The sequence below is a fragment of the Pseudomonas anguilliseptica genome (genome assembly GCF_021375795.1).
Lineage (GTDB): Bacteria > Pseudomonadota > Gammaproteobacteria > Pseudomonadales > Pseudomonadaceae > Aquipseudomonas > Aquipseudomonas anguilliseptica_A.
Genome location: NZ_JAEIOI010000001.1, coordinates 1351702 through 1374651, shown reverse-complemented (window position 1 = coordinate 1374651; position 22950 = coordinate 1351702). Strand labels below are relative to the sequence as shown.

The following is a 22950-nucleotide window of genomic DNA, read 5'->3' as shown; positions in this document are numbered from 1 at the left end:
GCGCGCCAACGCCATACGCTTTTGAATGAATGAGGTTGTACCCATGCATAACTATTCCGCCCGCCCTGACCTGCTCAAGGGCCGCGTGATTCTGGTAACCGGTGCCGGCCGTGGCATTGGCGCAACCGCCGCCAAGACCTTCGCCGCTCACGGTGCAACCGTGCTGCTGCTGGGCAAGACCGAAGACAACCTCAGCCGCGTTTACGACGCTATCGAAGCCGCTGGCCACCCACAAGCTGCAGTCATTCCGTTCAACCTGGAAACCGCCCTGCCGCACCAGTACGACGAACTGGCGGCAATGATTGAGGCTGAATTCGGCAAACTCGACGGCCTGCTGCATAACGCCTCGATCATTGGCCCACGCACACCACTGGAACAGCTGTCTGGCGACAATTTCATGCGCGTCATGCAGGTCAACGTCAACGCCATGTTTATGCTCACCAGCACCCTACTGCCGCTGCTCAAGCTCTCGACGGATGCCTCGGTGGTGTTCACCTCCAGCAGCGTCGGCCGCAAAGGCCGCGCCTACTGGGGTGCCTATGCCGTCTCGAAGTTCGCCACCGAAGGCCTCATGCAGGTCCTGGCTGATGAAATCGACGGCATCAGCAACGTGCGCGCCAACAGCGTCAACCCGGGCGCAACCCGCACCGACATGCGCGCCCAGGCCTACCCAGGGGAAAACCCGGCCAACAACCCACTGCCGGAAGCCATCATGCCGGTGTACCTGTACCTCATGGGGCCGGACAGCACCGGGGTCAATGGTCAGGCATTTGACGCCCAATAAGCCTGAATCGCCGCTGCCGGTTTTCCGGCGGCGGCAGAATCAGCTGGCATCAGATTGCCAGCAGCACCGCCAGTTAACCGGCAAAAGCTTTCCACCCCGCACCCCGCGACAACTCCAAACATCTGAAATAAAAGCACTTTTAAGTCACTTCAAAAACTGGCATGGATTTCGCTGAAGCCTCGCTATCGCCGCGTATAGCGCTAGAGGTAAAGCTTCATGGCCCCGCACAACCAGTCCAACACCATTGATTTCGACGCAGCCAAACTGCAACGTCTTGGCTATGCCAGTCGCCTACAGAAAAACCTGAAGCCAGTCAGCCTTGCGCAACTGCGCCAGCAATTGAGCCTGCGCTTGCAGACCTCGCTGGAGGCCGAACGCATTCTGGAGCTGTTCTACAACGAAGTGCAGCGCCTGGTGCCGCTCAGCGCCCTCAGCTATCAGCTGGCCTCCTGTGATCTGCGCCTAGAGCTGGGCGAGCGTGCCAGCCATTCCGCTGGCTACCGCCTGAACCACGATGGCGAATTCCTCGGCGAGCTGACCTTCCGGCGCAACCAGCGCTTCAGTGAGGACGAGCTCGGCCAGCTCGAATCCCTGCTCGCCAGCCTGCTGTTCCCGCTGCGCAACGCCCTGCTCTACCGCGCCGCCCTGCAGACAGCCCTGCGCGACCCGTTGACCGAAACCGGCAACCGCATTGCCATGGAACAGACCCTCAAGCGCGAGGTGGACATTGCCCGGCGCAATCTGCAGCCGCTTTCGGTGCTGATGGTCGACATCGACCACTTCAAACGGATCAACGACAGCCACGGTCACATCGTCGGCGACCAGGCACTCAAGGCTGTAGCCAGCGCCCTGAAAGACAGCCTGCGCAATGTCGACATGGTGTTCCGCTACGGCGGCGAAGAATTCATGGTGCTGCTCTCCAACACCAGCCGCGAAGCCGCCTCTATGGTTGGCGAGCGCCTGCGCCTGGCCGTGCTGGGCATTCAGTACCTGGTGGAAAACCGCGCCATTGAACTGTCGGTCAGCCTTGGCTGTGCCAGCCTGTTGCCAGGTGAATCCATGGACAGCCTGCTGCGCCGCGCCGATAACGCGCTGTATGTATCCAAACGTGAAGGTCGTAACCGCCTGTCGATGGCCGGCTAACGCCAGCGCAACCAGCAAAAAGGCGACCCTAGGGTCGCCTTTTTATTACCACTTAGAACGCCTTATTCCGGCTTGCGATCACGGCCAAAGCCCGGCCGCTGACCTTCACGGCCCGGCTGGCTGCGACGCTTGACCGGTGCACCGGCCGGCTTGCGCGACGGCCGATCCGTCAGCTCAACGCCAGGACGCTGCGCACCCGGCTTGGCCGGACGCTTCTTGCTGACCTCACTCGGGCGTTCGGCGACCGGCGTACCTTTGCTCTGATCACCACGCGGGCTGCGCGCTGGACGCTCACTACCGTCACCACGGGCTGGACGCGAACGACCCTGATCACCCGCTGTGGCCGGGCCACCATGCGCCGGACGCAAAGTGCGCTCCGGACGCGCGGCACGGCCCACCGGCTTGGCCGATTTGCGCTGCAAACGGTCGAGCTTGTCACGGGTCTTTTCTTTCATCTCCGGCAGAGCGACCGGCTTGAGGCCGACTTCCTCGCTGAGGATATCGACTTCACGCTGGCTCATTTCACGCCAGCGGCCCATGGTCAGGTCCGAAGTGATAAATACCGGACCAAAACGCACGCGCTTCAGGCGGCTGACCACCAGACCCTGGGACTCCCACAGGCGACGCACCTCGCGGTTGCGACCTTCCATCACCACGCAGTGGTACCAGTGGTTGAAGCCTTCACCGCCAGGCGCTTCCTTGATGTCGGTGAACTTGGCCGGGCCGTCTTCGAGCATCACGCCGGTTTTCAGGCGCTCAATCATCTCCTCGTCGACTTCACCACGCACGCGCACCGCGTACTCACGGTCCATCTGGTAGGACGGGTGCATCAGACGGTTGGCCAACTCACCGTCAGTGGTGAACATCAGCAAGCCGGTGGTGTTGATGTCGAGGCGGCCGATATTTATCCAGCGGCCATCTTTCGGCCGTGGCAGACGGTCGAACACGGTCGGACGGCCTTCCGGGTCGTCGCGGGTGCAGATCTCGCCTTCGGGTTTGTTGTAAATGATCACGCGGCGCACGCTCTCGGCGCTTTCTTCGCGGCGGATCACCTTGCCATCGACGGCAATGGCGTCGTGCAGGTCAACGCGCATGCCGAGGCTGGCGACTGCACCATTGACCTTGACGCGGCCGGCACTGATCCAGGCTTCGATTTCGCGGCGTGAAGCCAGGCCCATACGCGCCATGACTTTCTGCAGTTTCTCGCCTGCGGGGCTGTATTCTTCGGATTCACTCATCTGTGCACCTCCCGGTGTTTTCTCTGGTGATAAGGACAATTCAGGCAGTGCCTGTTTGTCGAAGGGGCGCGGAGCATACGCGAAACGCAGCGCTCACGCACGGATTGAGGCTAGCGGGCAGACGAACAACCATCAGCCTCTGCCCCGACCAACGGTGCTCAGGACTGCGGCGGTAACGCGGCTTCGCTCGACTGCTCGACATCGGCATCGGCATCGGCATCGGCATCGGCAGAATCATCCAGCACCGTCAGGTCATCGAAGTCAGTCTTCAGCCCCTGCTCCATCGAGTCCAGCTCGGCCAGCAGGCTGCTAAAGCTGGTTTCCTCACTCGCCTCAGCTGCGGTTTCATCGGCCAAGGCCAGATCGGCGCGTGCCTGCAAGCCTTCTGGCACCTGCGGATCATCCTCAAAGGCCAACACCGGTTCCGGCTCCAGCTCACGCAGCGCGGCCAGCGGCGGTAATTCGTCGAGGCTTTTCAGGTTGAAGTGATCAAGAAAGCCCTTGGTGGTGGCAAACATCGCCGGTTTGCCCGGCACATCGCGGTAACCGACCACGCGAATCCACTCACGCTCCAGCAGGGTTTTGACGATGTGGCTGTTGACCGCCACGCCGCGCACATCCTCGATCTCACCGCGAGTGATCGGCTGGCGATAGGCGATCAGCGCCAGGGTTTCCAGCATGGCCCGCGAATAGCGCTGCGGGCGCTCTTCCCACAGGCGACCCACCCATGGCGCAAATTTCTCGCGTACCTGCAGACGGTAGCCGGATGCCACTTCCACCAGCTCGAAAGCGCGCCCTTCGCAGGACTTGCCCAGGTGCGTCAGCGCCTTCTTGAATACCGCCGCCTCCGGCCGCTCGGCCTCTTCAAACAGCTCAAACAGACGCTCCAGCGATTGCGGCTTGCCGGAGGCCAGCAGAAAGGCTTCGAGCAGGCTGGCCAGCTCACGAGGTTCGTTAAGGTTCATGCTTATTCAGCCCGCGCACGCACATGGATTGGCCCAAAGGCCTCATTTTGCACCAGTTCGACCAGGGATTCCTTGATCAACTCCAGCACCGCCATAAAGGTCACCACCACACCGAGCTTGCCTTCATCGGCACTAAACAGGCTGACAAAGGGCACAAAGGCGCCGCCCTTGAGGCGCTCCAGCACTTCACTCATGCGCTCGCGGGTCGACAGCGCTTCACGGGTGACCTGGTGGCTCTCGAACATATCGGCGCGGCGCAGCACTTCGGCCATCGACAGCAGCAGTTCTTCCAGGCTGACATCCGGCAGCAGCTTGCGTGCCCGCGCCTGCGGGGCGTCCAGTTGCGGCACAGTGAGGTCACGACCCACTCGGCTAAGGCCGTCGATCCCTTCTGCAGCAGCCTTGTAGCGTTCGTACTCCTGCAGGCGGCGGATCAGCTCGGCGCGCGGATCGTCTTCTTCGGCCTCGGCCTCACTGGAGCGCGGCAGCAGCATGCGTGACTTGATCTCGGCGAGCATGGCCGCCATCACCAGATACTCAGCGGCCAACTCCAGACGCACCGACTGCATCAACTCGACATAGCCCATGTACTGCTTGGTGATTTCCGCCACCGGGATGTCCAGCACATCGATGTTCTGCTTGCGAATCAGGTACAGCAGCAGGTCCAGCGGGCCTTCGAAGGCTTCGAGAAATACCTCCAGGGCATCCGGTGGGATGTACAGGTCCAGCGGCATTTCGGTGACCGCCTGGCCATACACCAGGGCAAACGGCAGTTCCTGCTGCGCATGAGCCTGATCCTGGGGATGGCTGTCGGGGTGTTCCGGGACTGGCACGCTGGACATGGGGACTCTCGACATTGGATTCGGGGCTGACTTCAGCGGTAATTCAGGCCGAGGGCCAGGCGCACTTCACTCAAGGTTTCACGCGCCTCGGCACGCGCACGCTCGGCGCCATCGGCAAGAATCTGCCGCACCAGATCAGGACTGTCCTGATAATCCGCAGCACGCGCCTGCAAAGGCTGCAACTCACGCTGCAAGGCCTCGGCCAGAGGCGCCTTGCATTCCAGGCAGCCAATTGCGGCACTGCGGCAACCTTGCTGGGCCCACTCGCAAGTGGCATCGGTCGAGTACAGTTGGTGCAGCGGCCACACCGGGCAGTGTTGCGGATTACCGGGATCATCGCGGTGCACCCGCGCCGGATCAGTCGGCATGCGGCGAATCTTCTCCTCGATCACCGCACCACTGTCACGCAGAAAAATCGCATTGTTGTTGGATTTGGACATCTTGCCGCCATCCAGCCCCAGCAACTTGGGTGCCTCACCGAGCATGGCTTGCGGCTCGATCAGGAGAATCTTGCCGCCACCTTCCAGGTAGCCATACAGGCGCTCGCGGTCGCCCAGGGTGATGCTCTGCTGATCCTTGAGCAACGCCCTTGCGGTTTCCAGCGCCTCAGCGTCGCCCTGCTCCTGATAGGCCCTGCGCAGGTTGTTGTAGAGCGTCGCAGTTTTCTTGCCCAGCTTGATGATCGCCGCCTCGGCCTTTTCCTCAAAGCCTGGCTCACGTCCGTACAGATGGTTGAAGCGCCGCGCCACATCACGAGCAAACTCGATATGCGCCAGCTGATCACCGCCCACCGGCACCACACCGGCGCGGTACAGTAGGATGTCAGCGGCCTGCAGCAGGGGGTAACCGAGAAAGCCGAAGGTGCTCAGGTCCTTGCTGTGCAGCTGTTCCTGCTGTTCTTTATAAGACGGCACGCGTTCCAGCCAGCTGAGCGGGCAGATCATCGACAGCAGCAGGTGCAACTCGGCGTGCTCAGGGACTTGTGACTGGATAAACAAGGTCGCCGAACTGGGGCTGACGCCAGCCGCCAGCCAGTCCACCGCCATGTCCATAACCCGCTGCGACAGTGGGCCGACATCGTCATAATCGGTGGTCAGCGCGTGTAGATCAACGATGCAGAAGAAGCACTCATAGCTGTGCTGCAGCTTCACCCAGTTTTTCAGCACACCCTGATAGTGCCCCAGGTGCAGCTGACCACTTGGGCGCATGCCAGACAATACGCGACGTTCAGCGTCTACGAGACTCAAAACCGGTTACCTGAAAACTCGAAAGAGCCGGATTATAGCGAGACAGGCTCACAGGTCATCCGTAAAAGGCGATGGATCCCCGCAACCGACCCGGAATACCTCCGGTTCGTCGTCGAGAAGGCTCACCACGGTGGACGCCTCCAGCCCTCCAAAGCCGCCATCGATGATCAGATCGACCTGATGCTCAAGGATCTGGCGCATCTCATACGGGTCGCTCATGGGCAGGGATTCCCCCGGCAGGATCAGGCTGACACTCATCAGCGGCTCATCCAGCTCCGCCAGCAGGGCCATGGCAATCGGGTGGCTGGGCACGCGCAGGCCAATGGTGCGGCGCTTGGCATGCAGCAGCATGCGCGGCACTTCGCGAGTGGCATTGAGAATAAAGGTGTAAGGCCCTGGGGTATGACTCTTGAGCAGACGGAAGGCTGCCGTGTCGACCTTGGCAAAGGTGCTGAGCTGTGACAGGTCGCGGCACACCAGGGTGAAGTTGTGCTTATCGTCCAGCTGACGCAGGCGGCGAATACGCTCCACCGCGTTCTTGTCGCCAATATGGCAACCAACCGCGTAGGAGGAATCGGTCGGGTAGACCACCACCCCACCGTTGCGGATGATCTCCACGGCCTGTTTGATCAGGCGCGCTTGCGGGTTTTCCGGATGAATCTGGAAGAATTGGCTCACGCTAAGGCCCTGGTCAAATTGCAGCAGGCTGCTGGACATGTTGAAACCGTGCCCACAAGGGCGGTAGATCCTCGGGCACCGGGCGATAAACACCCAGCTCAGACCACTGACCCGGCGCATGGAAATCACTGCCGGCGGTGACGAACAGGCCAAATTCACGGGCCAGAATCGCCAGGCTGCCGACTTGCTCGGCCGGCTGCATGCCATTGACCACTTCAAGCGAGTGGCCGCCCGCGCCAACAAAATCAGCAATAAGTTTGCGCCGCTTACTGCGAGTAAAGTCGTACTGCCAGGGATGCGCCAGGCTGACCCAGGCCCCAGCGCGACGCAGGGTATCAACAGCCTGCGCCAGTTCCGGCCAGTGCTGTTTGACATCACCCAGCTTGCCCGAACCGAGCCACTTACGGAACGCTTCGGCGCGATCCTTGACGTAACCGTTGTGCACCAGAAAATCAGCAAAATGCGGCCGCGCCGGCGCATTGCCGCTGTCACCCAACTCTTGCTGCAAAGCCCGCGCACCCTCCAGCGCTCCCGGCATGCCCTTGACTTCCAGGCGTTTGGCGATTTCCGCAGCGCGCAACCAGCGCCCTTCATGCAGTTCGGCAATGGCCTGCTGCAGGGCCGGCGCATCACGGTTAAAGGCATAACCCAGCACGTGAATGGTTGCACCACCCCAGGTGCAGGACAGTTCGATGCCATTAACCAACTGCATGCCCAGCGCTTGCGCCGCCTGGGCGGCCTCGTCCAGGCCGTCGAGGGTGTCGTGATCGGTCAACGCCAGCAGACGCACACCCCGTTCGAACGCCCGCGCCACCACCACAGCGGGCGCCAGGGCGCCATCCGAAGCGGTGCTGTGGCAATGCAAATCAACGTCCATAGAGGGCACTTTCCGAGTCATTTATGTTTGTTATTATGCCGGCAGATGTAGATTCTTGCTGGCTTGCGCCAATATTTCCTCGACTTTGCCCGGACAGGCTGCTTTTCTCCCTGGCAGTGGCCTGTGCCAAATACCTTATTTAAGGATAGAAATGCTCTACGCGATTATTGCCACCGATGTGCCGAACTCCCTGGAAAACCGCCTGAATGCCCGCCCAGCTCACCTGGCACGCCTGGAGCAACTGAAAGCCGAAGGCCGTCTGATCCTTGCCGGGCCGCACCCGGCCGTCGACAGCAATGACCCAGGTCCGGCCGGGTTTTCCGGTAGCCTGATCGTCGCCGAATTCGAATCACTGCTGGCCGCACAGCAATGGGCCGATGCCGATCCCTATCGCGCCGCTGGGGTGTATGCCAGCGTCGTGGTGAAACCCTTCAAGCTGGTTCTGCCTTGAGCCATTCCTTCGCTGAACAACCCGATAACAACTAAAAAATAGGAGTTCCGATGCGTCCAGGCCCGCTGTTTCTGCTCTTGACCCTGTGCTTACCGGCTATCGCCCTAGCCGAAGAAAGCCCGCCTCAACCGCTGGCAGAAGCCACCTCGGTACAGGCGCAAATCGATGATCTGGAACAGCGCCTGGCACTCAGCGAAGAGCAGCGCGAAGCCCTCAGTGCGGAGTTGCAAAGCAGTTCCGGTGAACGTGAAACCGTACAACTGCAGCGTCTGCGCCAGGAAAACCAGCGCCTCAAACTCCAGCTGAAGAAAGTCCAGGCCAGCGCACCACAACCACTGGTCAGCGAGCAGCAGATGTGGTTTGCCATCGGCGCCGGAGCCGGCCTGCTGGGGGTGATTATCGGCGCGGTGCTGCGGCGTGGTCGGCGCTCCCGTAGCGAGTGGCTCAATTGACCCCATGAGTAACCTGCTGTTAATCGACGACGATGTCGAACTCTGCGAATTGCTGACCAGTTGGCTGACCCAGGAAGGCTTTCAGGTCAGCGCCTGCCATGATGGCAGCAGTGCCCGCCAAACCTTGAGTACATCCAGCCCGGATGCGGTGGTGCTGGATGTCATGCTGCCCGATGGCAGCGGCCTGGAACTGCTCAAACAACTGCGCAGTAACCACCCGGAATTGCCGGTACTGATGCTCTCGGCCCGCGGTGAACCGCTGGACCGGATTCTCGGTCTGGAACTGGGCGCCGACGATTACCTGGCCAAACCCTGTGATCCTCGCGAACTCACTGCCCGCCTGCGCGCGGTGTTACGCCGCAGCCTGCCGGCCAGTCCAAGCAGCCCGCTGGATCTCGGCGACCTGCACTACAGCCAGGCCCGCGGTACCGTTACCCTGGGCGAGCAGGAAGTACTGCTTACCCTCTCGGAAAGCCGCATCCTCGAAGCGCTGCTGCAACATCCCGGTGAGCCGGTGGACAAACAACAACTGGCGCAGCTGGCTCTGGGCCGCAAGCTGACCCTATATGACCGCAGCCTGGACATGCACGTCAGCAACCTGCGCAAGAAACTCGGCCCACATGCCGACGGGCGCCAGCGCATTCTGGCGCTGCGTAGCCGCGGCTATTACTACAGTGTCTAAAACCTGCTGCGCGTCGGCCCTGCAGCGTTAAAAACCAGCTCGGAATGCTCATTTACACCAGTAAACTCCGCTTCCTCTCCGTTTTGAACAGCCGAAGGCTGTTACTACGTAGCGCCTTGCATGACTCTAGCTCGCGAGGTTTTACAGAGTTTTAAGTAAATCCGCGGCACCGCGCTCTTTACCTAAGCTTTACCTTGCCCTGACTGCCCTTGACCTTGACCGCCCTAGACTGGGTTCATCCGGTGTTTACCGGTTTCAGACAAGGAGACACACCATGCGCAAGACCCTGACTGCTGCACTGCTCGCCCTGACGCTGCCAACTCTGGCCATGGCCATGCCTGAGGGTGGCCCACGGCACGGCGGCGGCCACCATGGCGAACATGGCGCCCGCATGTTCAAAGAACTCGACCTGAGCAAAGAGCAACACCGCGAAATCCGTAAACTAATGGGCGAGCAGATGAAAGGTCGCCATGAAATCACCCAGCGCTACCTGAGCAAGCTGCCAGCGGCTGAACAGAAAGCCATGCAGGATGAACTGAAGGCAGCCAAGGACAAACAGCACGCGGCAATCCGCGCATTGCTCAAACCCGAACAACAGAAAGCCTTCGACGAACACCAGCAGAAAATGAACGAGCGTCGTGCAGAACTGGCCGAGTTCAAAGCCTGGAAAGCCGAGAAGGACAAGCAGGCCAACTAAGCCTGAAGCCCACCCCACCGCCGCCGAGCCAACAGGCTCGGCGGTTTTTTGCATGAGGAATAGCCGTGCGTTCACTGTTCTGGCGCATCTTTGCCAGTTTCTGGCTGGCGATCGCCCTGGTTGCCGGACTGTCCATGCTGCTTGGGCGCATGCTCAATCAGGACGCCTGGCTGCTCAGCCAGCACCCGGCGCTGGAACGTTTTGCCGAAAAGTGGACGCAACGTTATGAGAGCGAGGGACCACGTGCCGCACAGGCCCTGCTGGAACAACGCAAACGCAAGTTCCGCATCGACGTGCAGGTACTCGATGACAGTGGCCAGCCGCTGGTCGAGGGCACCTTTCCACCCCGAGCGGCGGCGTTCGAAGCGCGTCACCGCAATGAAAAACGCCTGCCCTGGCGCCGCCTGAGCGCCGAGTACACCAGCCCGCAAAGCGGCGAAACCTACCTGCTGATCTACCGCATCCCACTGCCAGAAATTGCCGCCTGGCAGCGCGACAGTCTGCTGTGGCCGCTCAGCGCTCTGGGTATCGCCATGCTGGTACTGACCCTGTTCAGCCTCTGGCTGACACTGTCGATTACCCGCCCGCTGAACCGTCTGCGCGGTGCCGTACATGACTTGGGGCAAACCGCCTATCAACAGAACAGCCTGGCCCAACTGGCCGAACGGCGTGATGAACTGGGCGTGCTGGCGGCTGACTTCAACCGCATGGGTGAGCGTGTGCAGGGCCTGATCAGCAGCCAGCGGCAACTGCTGCGAGACGTGTCCCATGAGCTGCGCTCGCCACTGGCTCGGCTACGCATTGCCCTGGCCCTGACCGAACGCGCCGATGCCGCCACACGGGAAAGCTACTGGCCACGCCTGAGTCAGGAATGTGATCGCCTGGAAGCGCTGATCAGTGAAATCCTCGCCCTCGCCCGCCTCGACGCCGAGCCAGGCGCAGCGCAGCCGATCAACCTCGACGAACTGCTGCACAAATTGCAGGAGGACGCGCGCCTGGACGCGCCGGAGCAACAGATCGAGATTCAGCTGGAAAGCGGCCTGCAGCTCAACGGCTGGCCGGACATGCTGCAACGCGCGCTGGATAACCTGCTGCGCAACGCCCTGCGCTTCAACCCAGCGGGGCACGCGATCGAAATCAGCGCCCGCCGTGAAGGCGAGCAGCTGTGTCTGAGCGTGCGCGATCATGGGCATGGCGCTGCGCTTGAACACCTGAGTCGCCTGGGCGAGCCGTTCTTCCGCGCGCCCGGACAGACCAGCAGCGGCCATGGCCTGGGACTGGCCATCGCTCGCCGCGCTGCCGAGCGGCATGGCGGCCAGCTTGAGCTAAGCAACCATGCGCAAGGCGGCTTTGTCGCCACCTTGCGTTTACCGCTTATTCAGCCGCTGGCCAGGCCCTGACAAACTCACTGACCTGCACCTGGGGCACCGCGCGCAATTCGCGCTCCGGAGTACCCAGGTAGAGGTAGGCAATCAGCTGCTCATCGGCCGCCAGGCCCAGACCAGCCGCTACCTGTGGGTTATACGCCATATCCCCGGTACGCCAGACCGCGCCGATGCCCTGGGCATGGGCCGCCAGCAGGATTGCGTGCGCCGCACAGCCTGCCGCCAGCACCTGCTCCTGCGCCGGCACTTTCGCACTGGCTTGCACCCGCGCAATCACCAGCACCAGCAACGGTGCCCGTAGCGGCATGGCGCGCGCCTTGGCCAGGGCTTCAGGGCTGGCATCGGCGGGTAAGGCGCTGGCAAACAGTTCGCCCAGTTGCGTCAGTGCCTCGCCTTCCACGGTGAGAAAGCGCCAGGGGCGCAGCTGTCCATGGTCAGGAGCGCGCAAAGCTGCACGGAACAGCAGCTCACGCTGTGCGGCATCGGGTGCCGGCGCAATCAGGCGCGGCGCGGAAACACGGTTAAGCAGCGCATCAAGAGCGTCCATCAGCCACCTCAAGTATTCATTCAGGTGGCCATTCTAGTGCTTGCGCAAGGCTGACGGGTATCCGCCGGCTCAGGCCACCCGATCAGGCGACACGCTGGGCATGATCGGCGGCGTCAGAGGTGGCAGGCCGTGCGCCTGACGCGCGGCGTCACAATGCGGGTTGTGCTCGCCATTGGCCCAGGACGCCTCGAATTCACGGCAGGTGCTGGAACGCTGCTCATACAGGGTGCAACGCACCCCCTGGCCGACTTCGCCGAGCAATGCGTTACAACGCGCCGGCTTGCTTTCCGTGCCACGCATGGCCACACGGTGCGGGGTGATCAGCACCACCTGATCGTCCGGCATCAAACCGCCGGCCGACTGGCACTCACCCCAGAAAAATGACACACGAAAATACGCGCAGCAGGCGCCACAACTCAGACAAGGATTGCTTTCGGACATGATGGAAGGCTCAGAAACCGGCAAGGGCCGGCACCTGGCGGCTATTCTATGCAGCGCCAAGCACTTGTAAAGCGCCCAATGTGGCGGCTGTACAGCGGCTACAGCGCGCGTAGAATGACGCCCCTTTGCCCCAGAGCCCGAGCCAGCCTCCATGTCATTGCCGACACTGCGCATCATTGCTTTCATTCTCGGCATTTTCCTGATCACCCTGGCCGTGAGCATGTTGATCCCCATGCTGACGCTGCTGCTCTATTCGCGCACGGATGACCTCAGTGCCTTTCTCTGGTCGAGCCTGGTAACCGCCGTCGCCGGCATCGCCATGATCATTCCAGGGCGCCCCAAAGACGCGCAGCTGCGCCCTCGGGACATGTACCTGCTGACCACCGGCAGCTGGCTGGTGGTGTGTGTCTTTGCCGCCCTGCCAATGGTGCTGATTCACCACATCAGCTACACCGACGCCTTTTTCGAAACCATGTCCGGGGTCACCACCACTGGCTCCACCATTCTGGTCGGGCTGGACAAGGCATCACCGGGCCTGCTGATCTGGCGTTCAATGCTGCACTGGCTGGGCGGCATCGGCTTTATCGGCATGGCCGTGGCGATCCTGCCACTGCTGCGGGTTGGTGGCATGCGCCTGTTCCAGACGGAATCTTCCGACTGGGGCGAGAAGGTCATGCCGCGCTCGCACATGGCGGCCAAGTACATCCTGTTTGTCTACCTGGGTCTGACGCTGCTGGGCTTTCTGGCCTTCTGGGCTGCCGGCATGACGCCCTTCGACGCCATCAACCATTCCATGGCCTCGATCTCTACCGGTGGCTTTTCAACTTCAGACTCATCGCTGGCCAACTGGACGCAACCTGCCGTGCACTGGGTAGCCGTGGTGTTGATGATCTTCGGCGGCCTGCCCTTTACCCTGTATGTGGCCACCCTGCGCGGCAATCGCAGAGCGCTGATAAGAGACCATCAGGTACGCGGTTTTCTCGGTTTTCTGCTGGTGACCTGGCTGGTGTTTGGCACCTGGCTGTGGCTGCACTCGGACAACAGCTGGCTGGACGCCTTTCGCATCGTCGCGGTGAATGTCACCTCGGTGGTTACCACCACTGGTTTTGCTCTAGGCGATTACACCACCTGGGGCAGCTTCGCCGTGCTGCTGTTCTTCTACCTGACCTTCGTCGGCGGCTGCTCGGGTTCCACCGCCGGCGGGCTGAAAATCTTCCGCTTTCAGGTGGCTTATGTGCTGCTCAAGGCCAACCTGCAGCAACTGATTCACCCGCGTGCCGTGATCAAGCAGCAGTACAACAACCACAACCTCGATGAAGAGATCGTCCGTTCGCTGATCACCTTCTCGTTTTTCTTCGCCATCACCATCGGCGTGATCGCCCTGGGGTTGGCGCTGATCGGCCTGGATTGGGTCACCGCCCTTACTGGCGCGGCCACTGCAGTATGCAACGTGGGCCCGGGGCTGGGGCCGATCATTGGCCCAGCGGGTAATTTCTCGACACTGCCTGACTCCGCCAAATGGCTGCTGACCGTCGGCATGCTGCTCGGGCGCTTGGAGATTCTCACCGTACTGGTACTGGTTACCCGCGCATTCTGGCGGCATTGATGCACACTGAACGCCGCGTCAAACGGCATGCCCTGACTTGCACCTAGACCCCTGGTCTACAGAAATGGAAACCGCGTAGATGGCTTGGCCGACCTTACGGATCATCTCGTTTATCAACGGCATCTTTCTGCTGACACTGGCCATCAGCATGACCATCCCGATGCTGACCCTGGTGCTGTTTGGCCGACCGCATGAGCTCAATGCCTTTCTCTGGTCCAGCCTGATCACCTTCATTGCCGGCATGACGATGATCGTTCAGGGCCGACCCAAGGATGTGCAACTGCGCCCACGCGACATGTACCTGCTGACGGTGTCCAGCTGGGTGTTGGTGGGGCTGTTCGCCGCCCTGCCCTTTATGTTCTCGCAGCACCTGGGGCTGACCGATGCGGTGTTCGAAAGTATGTCGGGCATCACGGCCACCGGCGCTACCGTACTGGTTGGGCTGGACAGCATGTCGCCGGGCATTCTGATCTGGCGCTCAGTGCTGCACTGGCTCGGCGGCATCGGTTTTATCGCCATGGCCGTGGCCATTTTGCCGATGCTGCGTATCGGTGGCATGCGCCTGTTCCAGACCGAGTCATCGGATCGCTCTGAAAAGATCATGCCGCGCTCGCATATGGTGGCCAAATACATGGTTGCCGCTTACCTGGGTATCAGCCTGATTGGCTGTCTGGCACTCTGGCTGGCGGGCATGAACATCTTCGATGCGATCAACCACACCATGTCGGCCATCTCCACGGGCGGTTTCTCCACCTCAGACCAGTCACTGGGCAAGTGGAGCGAACCTGCCGTGCACTGGGTCATCATCGTCCTGATGATTCTTGGCAGCGTACCCTTCGTGCTGTTTGCCTCAATGCTGCGCGGCAATTACAAGGCACTGATAAGAGACCAGCAGGTGCGCGGTTTCCTGACCATTCTGCTGAGCACCTGGCTGGCACTCGGGGCCTGGTACTACCTGAGTACTGACCTGCACTGGCTGGAAGCCATCCGTCACGTCGCTTTCAACACCACGTCGATCATGACCACCACCGGTTTTGCCCTTGGCGATTACAGCCTGTGGGGCGGCTTTGCCGGCATGCTGTTCTTCTACCTGGGGTTTATCGGCGGTTGCTCGGGCTCGACTGCGGGCGGTTTGAAGATCTTCCGCTTCCAGGTTGCCTACACCCTGCTCAAGGCCAACCTGATGCAGCTGGTACACCCGCGCGCGGTGATCAAGCAGCAGTACAACCGGCACAACCTGGATGAAGACATCGTCCGCTCGATTCTGACCTTCTCATTCTTCTTCACCATCACCATTGCCGTATTGGCCCTGGCCCTGACCCTCTGCGGTCTGGACTGGATCACCGCGCTTAGCGGCGCGGCCAGCACCGTCTCCGGCGTCGGCCCCGGCATGGGCCCGATTATCGGTCCGGCGGGCAACTTCGCCAGCCTGCCGGATACCGCCAAATGGCTACTGACCTTCGGCATGCTGCTGGGGCGCCTGGAGATCCTGACGGTATTGGTGCTGATGTTGCCGGCGTTCTGGCGGCACTAAAAATCTCTTTACGAACGTAATTACAAACGCGCGCGGTACTCACCCGGGGTTGTGTCAAACCAGCGGCGGAAGGCGCGGAAGAAGTTGCTCGGGTCGGAAAACCCCAGCAGGTAGGAAATTTCCAGCAGGGTCAGATTGGCCTGGCCCAAGTACTGACCTGCCAGCTCGCGGCGGGTGTCATCGAGCAGCTGCTGATAACTGGTGCCCTCATCCTGCAAGCGCCGCTGCAAGGTGCGCTCGGACAACAGTAACGCCTGGGCCACGGCCTCGCGCTTGGGCTCGCCCTGAGGCAGTAGACGACACAGCACCTGACGCACCTGGTGAGTCACCCGTGAGCCGGAAAAGCGCGCCAGGTAATCGCCGGCAAAGCGATCATGCAGCTGCGCCAATGCCTCATTGGCCGACGGCAACGGCTCATCCAGATCGGCACGCTCGAACAACAGCGCATAACGCTCGGCGTTGAACTTCAAGGGGCACTGAAATACCTCCTGATACGGCAGCAGGTCCTCAGGCGCCGGGCCCATCAGGCTGACCAGGCGCGGGCGCAGCGGCTTGCCCGTCAGCCAGCGGCAGAATGCCAGCGAATAGGCCAACGAGGCTTCGGCACTTTGCCGGGCGGAAGGCAGGCGATCACCATGAATCGCCAAGAGCATTTCATAGCCTTCGGCTGTCGGGTGGAAACACAGGTCGGCGCCCTCACCGATAATCCGCTGGTACCGCACCAGACGCGCAAAACCCTCCTGCAGGTTACGGCTGCTCATCACCGCATAACCCACCACATTGAACGAGGATGGTCGCAGGGCTTTTGCCATGTTCAAACCGATAGCCGGGTTGCCAGAGGCCTCAACCGCCAGGTGCCAGAGACGGGTCATGGCATCCTGGGCAAACCGCGCATCGGGATTGTTCAGCGCTGCATAGTCGAGGCCCAACTGGCCAAACAGACTGCGGCAATCAACACCGCCCAGTTCCAGTGCCGCGACAATACCGGAGGCCCAGCTGGAGGAAGTGGTACGTTCACTCATGACTTGTTCAGTTCTTATTAGTGAGTCGAAGGGCGACGGAAGGATACTAAACTGGCACTGAATGTCAGTGGCCCAGCGCGTCAGTCGACCTAGACTGCAAGTAAGCCGCCACCGCTGCAACCTTGATGGCGCGCAAAACAATAAGAGGAGGCCCCAGATGAGCACTGAAACCCGCGAGCGCTTCAGCAGCTTTGCCGAGTTTTACCCCTACTACCTGCAGGAACACAGCAACGCCACCTGCCGCCGCCTGCACTATGTCGGCAGCCTGCTGGTACTGTGTGTGCTGGCCTACGCCCTGGGTACACAGCAGTGGCTGTGGCTGCTGAGCATTCCGCTGATTGGCTATGGCTTTGCCTGGATTGGCCACTTTGTGTTCGAAAAGAACCGCCCGGCCACCTTCGACTATCCGCTTTACTCACTGATGGGCGACTGGGTAATGCTCAAGGATGCCTTCACTGGCCGCATCAAGTTCTAGAGCCCATTACTGCAGCCCGCTCAGGCCGCAGCGCCGTTCGGCTGCCGCGCTTGGCGGGCGGGGTGGGCTTGGTTATGATCCCTGGCTATTTTGCACGCCAGCCATGGCGTGCAATCCAGGCACCCGGTAGAGGTGCATGAGAACGTAGTAGGGATAGCCCCATCGGATGAATGTCAAAAGCGCTCCTCGACTTTCTGCATTGCCGGCACCGCCGCTGCGTGAGTACTACTCCCGCGTGCTGGCCTATATAGCCATCGCGGCCAGCATTGCCGCCGGCACCTATACCCAGCATTTCAGTTACGACATCCTCTGGATGGTGCCCTACGCGCTGCTCTACCCGCACCTGGCGCATCATCTGAGCCTGCGTTTCAAGCGTGAACACCCGCAGCGCACCACTCTCAGCCTGTTGTTTATCGACGCCCTGCACTGTGGCGGTGCCATTGCCCTGCTGGGGTTCTCGGTGGTCCCCAGCCTCATGGCGTTGCTGATCATGACCTTCAGCGCTTTGGTCATCGGCGGCCTGCGTTACCTCGGCCTGGCAGCCCTGATCGCCCTGAGCAGTGCAGTCTTTATCCTCGCGCTTATCGGTACCACGCCCAACGTACATACTCCCGCGCTGGTCGCACTGGTCAGCATCGCCTTTACCACCCTCTACATCTGCATCACCGCCTATTTCGTGCACCAACAGGGTCTGCGCCTGGCGCAGGTGCGCGTTGAAATCAGCCGCGAACAGGAGAAGGCCGCACGCCTGGCGCGTAACCTGGCCAAGTACCTGTCGCCGCAGGTGTGGGAGTCAATCTTCACTGGCAAGAAGAGCGTACGCCTGGAAACCCAGCGCAAGAAGCTCACAGTGTTCTTCTCCGATATCAAGGGCTTTACCGAGCTGTCCGAGGAACTGGAAGCCGAGGCCCTGACCGACCTGCTCAACACCTACCTCAACGAAATGTCGAAAATCTGTCTGAAATACGGCGGCACCATCGACAAGTTCGTCGGCGACTGCGTGATGGTATTTTTCGGCGACCCGAGTAGCAAAGGCGCGAAAAAGGACGCCGTGGCGGCAGTCTCCATGGCCATCGCCATGCGCAAGCACATGAAAGTACTACGCCAGCAGTGGCGCGCCCAGGGCATCACCAAGCCACTGGAAATCCGCATGGGGCTGAACACCGGCTACTGTACCGTGGGCAACTTCGGTGCTGACACGCGCATGGACTACACCATCATCGGTCGCGACGTAAACCTTGCCAGCCGCCTGGAAAGCGCCGCCGAGTCTGGGGAAATCCTGATTTCCCACGAGACCTATTCGCTGATCAAGGACGTGATCATGTGCCGCGACAAAGGCCAGATCACCGTCAAAGGCTTTACCCGCCCGGTGCAGATCTACCAGGTGGTAGATTTCCGCCGCGACCTGGGCGCCACGTCGAGCTATGTCGAACACGAACTGCCGGGCTTTTCCATGTACCTGGACACCAACGGCATCCAGAACTTCGACAAGGAAAAGGTGATCCAGGCGCTTAATCAGGCCGCTGACAAGCTGCGCGACAAGATCATCATGTAAGCAGTTGGGCAGGCTCGACGCTGGCCAACGGTGGCGCAACCGGCATGCACAATTCACCGTCGAGCAGCGGCTGCTGCGCCAGAAACTCCAGCGCCGAAGCCCGCCAGGACTGCCGCGCCGCCAGCTCGGCGCAACGCGCGCGGTTCAGTTTCACAGCATCAAGGCAGGCTGTGCGCAGGTCATCATGCATGACCCCGCTAACGCCTACTTGCAACACATCCAACGGCCCCGCTACCGGAAACGCCGCCACCGGCGTACCGCAGGCCAGAGCCTCAAGCATCACCAGACCATAGGTGTCGGTACGCGAGGGAAAGACCAGCACACTGGCATTCTGAAACGCCTCGGCCAGTGCCTGGCCATGCTGGTAGCCGAGAAAGCGCACCTGCGGATAAGCCGCCTCTAGTGCCTCGCGCTGCGGGCCATCGCCGACCACCTGCTTCTGGCCCGGCAGATCGAGGGCGAGAAAGGCCTCGATATTTTTCTCCGGCGCAATCCGCCCGACATACAGAAACACTGGATTGGCTGGGCTTGGCCGCGTTTCGGCTGGACGAAACAGCCGTGTATCAACGCCCTTGCGCCACAACACCAGACGCTTGAAGCCCCAGCCGGCAAACTCCTCGCGCATGCGTTCGGTGGTCACCAGCACCGCCTGACTCGGTCGGTGAAAGGCGCGCAGAAAGGCATAACCCCAGCGCAGTGGAATCCAGGGCCAGCGGGTGTGTACATATTCGGGAAAACGCGTATGAATCGCGCTGGAAAACGCCAGGCCACGCTTGCTTAGCCAGCGCCGCGCGGCCCAGCCCAGCGGGCCTTCGGTGGCCAGGTGTACGCAGTCCGGGCGAAACCCGCGAATCGCTGCACCCACCTGCCAGAGGTTCCACACTAGGGGAATTTCCGGGTAGCTGGGGCACGGCAACGCGCGAAAGTCAGCCGGCGACAACAACTTGACCTGATGCCCCAAGCCGCGCAGCTCGCTGATCAGCGCCTGCAAGCTGGTGACTACGCCATTGACCTGAGGTGACCAGGCGTCGGAGACGATCAGAATTCTCATAGAGCAGGCTCAGCGGCAGCAACTGGCTGAGATTGCAGCAATCGCGCCTGCTCATCGGCCAGGCGATACAACTCAATGCTGCCATCCAGGTGCTCGATCAGCGCCGTGCAGGACTCCACCCAATCACCACAGTTCATGTACTCGACCTCGCCCATCGGGCGAATCTCGGCGTGATGGATATGCCCGCAGACCACGCCATTGAAACCGCGCTTGGCACACTCGTGGACGATGGCCTCCTCAAAGTCGCTGATAAAGTTCACCGCCGTCTTGACCTTGTGCTTGAGGTAGGCCGACAGCGACCAGTAACCATAGCCATAGCGGCTACGCCAGTAATTCAGCCAACGATTGAGGGTCAGGGTGAACTCGTAGGCCGAGTCGCCGAGAAAGGCCAGCCAACGGTGATAACGGGTGATCACATCAAACTGATCGCCGTGAATCACCAGCAGCCGACGACCATCGGCAGTGAAGTGCTCGGCCTCGTCGACCAGCTGGATATTGCCGAGCATCAGGCTGGAATAGCGGCGCAGGAACTCATCATGGTTGCCGGTGACGTAGATCACCTCGGTGCCGCGCTTGCTCATGGTCAGCAGACGGCGGATCACGTTGCTGTGCGACTGCGGCCAGTACACCCCGCTGCGCAGCTTCCAGCCATCAATGATGTCGCCGACCAGGTAAATTTTGTCAGTCTGGTAGCGCTTGAGAAAGGCGGCCAGGTGTTCGGCCTGACAATCCCGGGTGCCCAGGTGCACATCGGAAATCCACAAGGTACGGACACGTTGCTTGCGGCTGGGCTTGGCGAGCTGAGCGCTGGTCATGGACGACCTCCGGCTGGGTTTGCTCGAGTCTGCGCAGCAGCGGTGAAGCACCCATGACACATTCATGGCAATTCGGTGACACGCCATAACCGGTATAGACTTGGCCCCTTGAACAAGGAGTCCGCCATGCACTCGCTGCTTTCGCTGCGTCACTACAGCCATGAACTGCTCAGCCACAGCCATGACCACGCGCAACTGGTCTTCGGCCTGAGCGGCTTGCTGGAGTTCGAAGTGGCCGGCCAAGGCAGCCAGGTCACTCGCCAGACCCTGGCCGTGGTGCCCAGCGAGGCGCAACACGCCTGCGGCAGCAAGAGCGGCAGCCACTGCCTGGTGCTCGACGTACCGGACGAATGCTGGTTGCAACAACAACTGGGCCGGCACCTGGACGCCACCCGCCGCCTGCTGGAAAAACCGGCGGCCGTCAGCCTTAGCCCGGCGCAAAGCCAGCTGGTCAGTTGGCTGGCCGCCAGCCCAATCAATGACCCGGTGATCGCTCAGCAAGGCGCAGCGCTGCTCCTGGCCAGCCTGGCCAACGGCGATAGCCCGGCGCATACCGGCAGCACGCTGCCGCTGGCGGCACTGGATGCGCATATCGACCAGCACGCGGCGTATCCACTGCAGGTCGATGATCTGGCGCGCCTGGCCGGGCTGTCAGCAGCGCGTTTTCATGTGCGCTTCCTCAGCGAAACCGGACAAACCCCCATGGATTATGTGCGCCGCCGTCGCCTGCAGCTGGCGCACCAACTGCTGCAAAACAGCAACCTGGCGATTGGCGAAATCGCCGCACGGGTAGGCTACAGCTCGCAGAGCGCCTTTACTGCCGCGCTGACCCGGCAGTTCGGCCGCTCTGCCCGCACCTTGCGCCTGCGCCGCGAGTAACGCGACAAACCCCGCAAGTCCTGCGACAGACTTCTGCCCGGTCGCGCCCTAGACTGCAGCCATCAGTCCGAGGAGCGCTGCGATGCAACAGATCGAATGGGAAGACTTTCAACGGGTCGAGCTGCGCGTCGGCACCGTGCTGTCGGCCGAGGTCAATGAGAAAGCCAACAAGCCAGCCTACGTACTGCAGGTCGACCTGGGTGAACTGGGCATCAAGCAATCCAGCGCGCAGCTTACTGCTCATTACCAATGCGCCCAGCTGATCGGCCGCCAGGTGCTCTGCGTGTGCAATTTTGCCGTCAAACGCATTGCCGGCGTGCGTTCAGAAGTACTGGTAACCGGCGTGTACGACGCCGACAACAAGGTGGTGCTGGCGAGCTTTGAACATCCCGTCCCCAACGGTGCGCGCCTGGCATGAAGCAACGTACTGCACTGTGGGCAATCCATCTGGGCGCCCTGCTATTTGGCCTGTCCGGCATCTTCGGCAAGCTGGCCAACACCACCCCACAGATGATTTCCGCTGGCCGCGCGGTGTTCGCCGTGGCCGCCTTGCTGCTGTTCGCCAAACTGATCAGCAACGCGCGCCTGGTGCGCCTCGGCCCGCGCCAGACCGCCCTGCTGGCCCTCGGAGGCTTACTGCTGGGCGCTCACTGGTGGAGTTTTTTCGAGTCGGTGCATATCTCTGGCGTGGCCATCGCCACTCTCGGTTTTGCCAGTTTTCCGGCCTTTACCGTGCTGCTCGAGGGGCTGCTGTTCAAGGAGCGCACGCGACCGGTCGAATACACCATGGTGGCGCTGGTGTGCCTGGGCCTGGTGCTGGTCACCCCGCATTTCGACCTGAGCAGCCAGGCCACCAGCGGCCTGCTCTGGGCGGTGCTGTCCGGCCTGCTGTTCGCCCTGCTGTCGCTGCTTAACCGCGCCAGCACCCGTGGCATCGAGCCGGTACAGGCGGCGCTGTACCAGAACCTGACGGTGCTGCTGGTATTCCTGCCGCTGGCCTGGCCGACGCTGCCCAGCGTGCAGGCTCAGGACTGGTTGTGGATGGCCATGCTCGGGATCTTCTGCACGGGCCTGGCGCACAGCCTGTTCGTGGCCAGCCTGCGGGTGCTCAAGGCACGTACCACAGCAGTGATTTTTGCCCTGGAGCCGATCTACGGAATCGCCTTCGCCTGGCTGCTGTTCAGCGAGGTGCCAACCCTGCGCATGCTGGCTGGCGGGCTGCTGATTGTCAGCGCGATCTTTATCTCGGCACGAATGGCCAGGTAGTCAATTGCTGCGGTCGTTATGGCCCAGGTCGCGAGCCGGATCGATCTGATCACGTACCCGCTGCTTGAGCACCTTGGCCTCGGGAAAGCCGCCATCGGCCTTGCGCTCCCAGATCTGCACGCCATCGCAGGTGATGCGAAACACCCCACCGGTACCAGGCTCCAGGCTGACCCGGCCCAGGTCATCACTGAACGTCGACAGCAGCTCCTGCGCCAGCCAGGCGGCGCGCAGCAGCCACTGGCACTGGGTGCAATAGGTGATGACTACCTCGGCTTTGGGACTGGACATGGGCGCTCCTCAGGGCAAACTGGCGGCGAT

The 22950-nt window shown here is 61.4% G+C and carries 25 protein-coding genes and 1 pseudogene; 14 read left to right on the top strand and 12 right to left on the bottom strand.

Annotated features, from left to right (window positions below; all coding sequences use genetic code 11):
* The first annotated feature begins 43 nt into the window (after positions 1-43).
* The gene (locus tag IOD17_RS06365) at positions 44-784 is read left to right on the top strand and encodes a YciK family oxidoreductase (RefSeq protein ID WP_233684225.1); all 741 of its coding nucleotides are present in this window, start codon (positions 44-46) and stop codon (positions 782-784) included.
* A gap of 216 nt (positions 785-1000) precedes the next feature.
* Positions 1001-1927, top strand: coding sequence for a GGDEF domain-containing protein (locus IOD17_RS06360; protein ID WP_233684224.1), 927 nt, complete (start codon positions 1001-1003; stop codon positions 1925-1927).
* Between the two features lie 62 nt (positions 1928-1989).
* On the opposite strand, the gene rluB is transcribed toward IOD17_RS06360, so the two are convergent.
* The 6 genes and pseudogenes from rluB to IOD17_RS06330 form a co-directional block, all read right to left on the bottom strand.
* The gene (rluB, locus tag IOD17_RS06355; RefSeq protein ID WP_233684223.1) at positions 1990-3165 is read right to left on the bottom strand and encodes a 23S rRNA pseudouridine(2605) synthase RluB; all 1176 of its coding nucleotides are present in this window, start codon (positions 3163-3165) and stop codon (positions 1990-1992) included.
* A gap of 170 nt (positions 3166-3335) precedes the next feature.
* Positions 3336-4130 (bottom strand): annotated as a pseudogene (scpB, locus tag IOD17_RS06350) (SMC-Scp complex subunit ScpB); the annotation flags it as partial.
* Positions 4131-4132: 2 nt separating this feature from the next.
* Positions 4133-4831, bottom strand: coding sequence for a segregation and condensation protein A (locus IOD17_RS06345; RefSeq protein ID WP_233684534.1), 699 nt, complete (start codon positions 4829-4831; stop codon positions 4133-4135).
* 173 nt (positions 4832-5004) lie between these two features.
* Entirely contained in the window at positions 5005-6219 is a 1215-nt protein-coding gene (locus tag IOD17_RS06340; protein WP_267925330.1) for a tryptophan--tRNA ligase, read from the bottom strand.
* A gap of 48 nt (positions 6220-6267) precedes the next feature.
* Complete coding sequence (locus tag IOD17_RS06335; protein ID WP_233684532.1) at positions 6268-6897, bottom strand: L-threonylcarbamoyladenylate synthase; 630 nt, start codon at positions 6895-6897, stop codon at positions 6268-6270.
* A 13-nt stretch (positions 6898-6910) separates the two neighbouring features.
* Positions 6911-7774: a PHP domain-containing protein gene (locus tag IOD17_RS06330; RefSeq protein ID WP_233684221.1), complete on the bottom strand. Its 864-nt coding sequence runs from the start codon at positions 7772-7774 to the stop codon at positions 6911-6913.
* A 151-nt stretch (positions 7775-7925) separates the two neighbouring features.
* Between IOD17_RS06330 and IOD17_RS06325 the strand changes: the two genes are divergently transcribed.
* The 5 genes from IOD17_RS06325 to IOD17_RS06305 all read left to right on the top strand — a co-directional run bounded on the left by IOD17_RS06325 (position 7926) and on the right by IOD17_RS06305 (position 11456).
* Positions 7926-8225: a YciI family protein gene (locus IOD17_RS06325; protein ID WP_233684220.1), complete on the top strand. Its 300-nt coding sequence runs from the start codon at positions 7926-7928 to the stop codon at positions 8223-8225.
* 50 nt (positions 8226-8275) lie between these two features.
* The gene (locus IOD17_RS06320; RefSeq protein ID WP_233684219.1) at positions 8276-8677 is read left to right on the top strand and encodes a translation initiation factor 2; all 402 of its coding nucleotides are present in this window, start codon (positions 8276-8278) and stop codon (positions 8675-8677) included.
* A gap of 4 nt (positions 8678-8681) precedes the next feature.
* Positions 8682-9359, top strand: coding sequence for a response regulator transcription factor (locus tag IOD17_RS06315; protein ID WP_233684218.1), 678 nt, complete (start codon positions 8682-8684; stop codon positions 9357-9359).
* A 274-nt stretch (positions 9360-9633) separates the two neighbouring features.
* The gene (locus IOD17_RS06310; protein WP_233684217.1) at positions 9634-10056 is read left to right on the top strand and encodes a Spy/CpxP family protein refolding chaperone; all 423 of its coding nucleotides are present in this window, start codon (positions 9634-9636) and stop codon (positions 10054-10056) included.
* Between the two features lie 65 nt (positions 10057-10121).
* A complete protein-coding gene (locus tag IOD17_RS06305; protein WP_233684216.1) occupies positions 10122-11456 on the top strand; it encodes a sensor histidine kinase in 1335 nt (444 codons plus the stop codon).
* Here IOD17_RS06305 and IOD17_RS06300 read toward each other — a convergent pair.
* Positions 11431-11988 carry a nitroreductase family protein gene (locus tag IOD17_RS06300; protein ID WP_233684215.1) on the bottom strand — a complete coding sequence of 186 codons (558 nt, stop codon included), beginning with the start codon at positions 11986-11988 and terminating at the stop codon, positions 11431-11433. The genes IOD17_RS06305 and IOD17_RS06300 overlap by 26 nt on opposite strands.
* A gap of 69 nt (positions 11989-12057) precedes the next feature.
* Complete coding sequence (locus IOD17_RS06295) at positions 12058-12429, bottom strand: YkgJ family cysteine cluster protein (protein ID WP_233684214.1); 372 nt, start codon at positions 12427-12429, stop codon at positions 12058-12060.
* Between the two features lie 151 nt (positions 12430-12580).
* On the opposite strand from IOD17_RS06295, the gene IOD17_RS06290 reads away from it, so the two are divergent.
* Together IOD17_RS06290 and IOD17_RS06285 are read left to right on the top strand one after the other, a co-directional pair.
* A complete protein-coding gene (locus IOD17_RS06290; protein WP_233684213.1) occupies positions 12581-14035 on the top strand; it encodes a TrkH family potassium uptake protein in 1455 nt (484 codons plus the stop codon).
* Positions 14036-14114: 79 nt separating this feature from the next.
* Positions 14115-15569 carry a TrkH family potassium uptake protein gene (locus IOD17_RS06285; protein ID WP_233684212.1) on the top strand — a complete coding sequence of 485 codons (1455 nt, stop codon included), beginning with the start codon at positions 14115-14117 and terminating at the stop codon, positions 15567-15569.
* 20 nt (positions 15570-15589) lie between these two features.
* Here IOD17_RS06285 and IOD17_RS06280 read toward each other — a convergent pair whose 3' ends face one another.
* Positions 15590-16591 carry an AraC family transcriptional regulator gene (locus IOD17_RS06280; RefSeq protein WP_233684211.1) on the bottom strand — a complete coding sequence of 334 codons (1002 nt, stop codon included), beginning with the start codon at positions 16589-16591 and terminating at the stop codon, positions 15590-15592.
* A 157-nt stretch (positions 16592-16748) separates the two neighbouring features.
* On the opposite strand from IOD17_RS06280, the gene IOD17_RS06275 reads away from it, so the two are divergent.
* Complete coding sequence (locus tag IOD17_RS06275) at positions 16749-17066, top strand: Mpo1-like protein (protein WP_233684210.1); 318 nt, start codon at positions 16749-16751, stop codon at positions 17064-17066.
* 166 nt (positions 17067-17232) lie between these two features.
* Positions 17233-18621: an adenylate/guanylate cyclase domain-containing protein gene (locus tag IOD17_RS06270; RefSeq protein ID WP_233684209.1), complete on the top strand. Its 1389-nt coding sequence runs from the start codon at positions 17233-17235 to the stop codon at positions 18619-18621.
* On the opposite strand, the gene IOD17_RS06265 is transcribed toward IOD17_RS06270, so the two are convergent.
* Together IOD17_RS06265 and IOD17_RS06260 are read right to left on the bottom strand one after the other, a co-directional pair.
* Positions 18614-19672, bottom strand: a complete 1059-nt coding sequence (locus IOD17_RS06265) for a glycosyltransferase family 4 protein (RefSeq protein ID WP_233684208.1) — start codon at positions 19670-19672, stop codon at positions 18614-18616. The genes IOD17_RS06270 and IOD17_RS06265 overlap by 8 nt on opposite strands.
* Positions 19669-20487, bottom strand: coding sequence for a UDP-2,3-diacylglucosamine diphosphatase (locus tag IOD17_RS06260; protein WP_233684207.1), 819 nt, complete (start codon positions 20485-20487; stop codon positions 19669-19671). The genes IOD17_RS06265 and IOD17_RS06260 overlap by 4 nt, the downstream gene beginning before the upstream one ends.
* Before the next feature lie 126 nt (positions 20488-20613).
* On the opposite strand from IOD17_RS06260, the gene IOD17_RS06255 reads away from it, so the two are divergent.
* The 3 genes from IOD17_RS06255 (at position 20614) to IOD17_RS06245 (ending at position 22632) form a co-directional block, all read left to right on the top strand.
* The gene (locus IOD17_RS06255; protein ID WP_233684206.1) at positions 20614-21366 is read left to right on the top strand and encodes an AraC family transcriptional regulator; all 753 of its coding nucleotides are present in this window, start codon (positions 20614-20616) and stop codon (positions 21364-21366) included.
* A gap of 82 nt (positions 21367-21448) precedes the next feature.
* A complete protein-coding gene (locus IOD17_RS06250) occupies positions 21449-21784 on the top strand; it encodes a tRNA-binding protein (protein ID WP_233684205.1) in 336 nt (111 codons plus the stop codon).
* On the top strand, positions 21781-22632 hold the full coding sequence (locus tag IOD17_RS06245; RefSeq protein WP_233684204.1) for a DMT family transporter: 852 nt from the start codon (positions 21781-21783) through the stop codon (positions 22630-22632). The genes IOD17_RS06250 and IOD17_RS06245 overlap by 4 nt, the downstream gene beginning before the upstream one ends.
* Here IOD17_RS06245 and IOD17_RS06240 read toward each other — a convergent pair whose 3' ends face one another.
* A complete protein-coding gene (locus IOD17_RS06240; RefSeq protein ID WP_233684203.1) occupies positions 22633-22920 on the bottom strand; it encodes a SelT/SelW/SelH family protein in 288 nt (95 codons plus the stop codon).
* Positions 22921-22950 lie beyond the last annotated feature (30 nt).